Here is a 1,441-nt window from a genome sequence, read left to right on the forward strand (position 1 = left end):
ATTCATGCATGGGGTCCTTGCTGATCGGCGGCGTGACCAGGAGGCCCGGTCGTATCAACAAGAACGAATGACAAACGCAATGATTTAGCGCACTGGCGCAACAGCGGCCCGGCGGTCACCCGTGCCGACGCACAAACGCCGAAGCCGGTACAAGACCGGCTTCGGCACCTTAACGGGCAACCGCACGAATGACTCAGAGCGGGCCTTGCGAATGCCCTTCGGCCATGGCCACGATCACTTTGCGCGGCCCTTCGAACGGCGAACGCGCATGGGCCGACAGCATGTTGTCGAGCATCAGCACATCGCCTTCCTGCCACGGAAAACTGATAGCGCATTCGTCGAGCACCGCGCGGATTTGCGCCAGCACGTCGTCTTCGATTGCCGAGCCGTCGCCGTAATAAACGTTGCGCGGCAAGTCCTCCTCATCAACGATGTCGAGCAGGCTTTCGCGCACCTCCGGCTGCAAGTTGGAGATGTGGAACAGATGCGCCTGATTGAACCAGACGTGATCACCGGTCACCGGGTGCATCGCCACTGCCTGACAAGTCTGACGGGTACGCAACTCACCGTCCTCCTTCCACTCGCAAAGGATGCCATGGGCCTTGCAGTAAGCCTCGACGACCTCGCGGTCATCGGTGTTGAACACATCTTCCCAGGCCACATCCAGGCCGTTGCCGAAGTTGCGCACATACATCAGACCTTTGCTGATGAAGCGCTCGCGAATAGCCGCCGGAATACGCCGATAGACTTCGCGGCTGTCGGCAATCGGCGTTTCGCCCCCGGACTTCGCCGCGATCATGCTGTAGAACCAGATCTTCATCGGCCAGTCACGGGAATAGGCCTGTTCGTTGTGCAGCGGAATGCTCTGGTGCGCCGGGTATTCGGTCGAGGTGTACACGCCTTGAGTGACGTTGGTGCGCGGCGTGGAACCGAACTCGTAGTTCAACAACGGATGACCGAAACTGGCCGCGAACTGCCGAAATTGTTCAGCACCGTCGAGACGGAATCCGCGGAACAGCACCCCGCCATCGCGCAGCAAATGCTCATCCACCAATACTTTCAATTCATCGAATACCGCCAACAGCTCGGTATCCGTCTCGGTCGCTTCCACCAACAACGGCAAGCGACCCCGTTGCGGCAGCAGCGGCCGAACGGAAAATTCCACAGCAACAGCCATGACTGGCCTCCTGTAATCACTCGAAAAGTGAGCCGCGCGTTAAAAGGCCGGTGTGGCCGCTTGCGCATGACGCCGATGGTGAACTTCCAGATGCGTCTTGATCGTGCGGATAACCCGGGCTTCATGCTCATGAATGAAGAAATGCCCACCGGTCATCATGTCCACGGAAAAACTGCCCAGGGTTTCCTTGCTCCAGCCGATCAGTTGCTCGGTGGTCGCGCGGTCTTCCTTGCCGCCCAGCACATGCACCGGGCAGTTGAGCAA

General features: G+C 59.2%; 2 protein-coding genes. Both read right to left on the minus strand.

Annotated features, from left to right (window positions below):
- Positions 1 to 193: 193 nt before the first annotated feature.
- Positions 194 to 1,177, minus strand: a complete 984-nt coding sequence (locus DBR18_RS23930; RefSeq protein ID WP_108592171.1) for a TauD/TfdA family dioxygenase — start codon at positions 1,175 to 1,177, stop codon at positions 194 to 196.
- A gap of 39 nt (positions 1,178 to 1,216) precedes the next feature.
- A partial coding sequence (locus DBR18_RS23935; RefSeq protein ID WP_371921143.1) for a thioesterase II family protein occupies positions 1,217 to 1,441 on the minus strand: 225 nt, incomplete at its 5' end.

Source organism: Pseudomonas sp. HMWF021, from assembly GCF_003061005.1.
Classification (GTDB): domain Bacteria; phylum Pseudomonadota; class Gammaproteobacteria; order Pseudomonadales; family Pseudomonadaceae; genus Aquipseudomonas.

What these genes read in the sequence shown, in the direction of transcription:
- DBR18_RS23930 (WP_108592171.1), bottom strand. Translation starts at nt 1,177, where the DNA reads ATGGCTGTTGCTGTGGAATTTTCCGTTCGGCCGCTGCTGCCGCAACGG.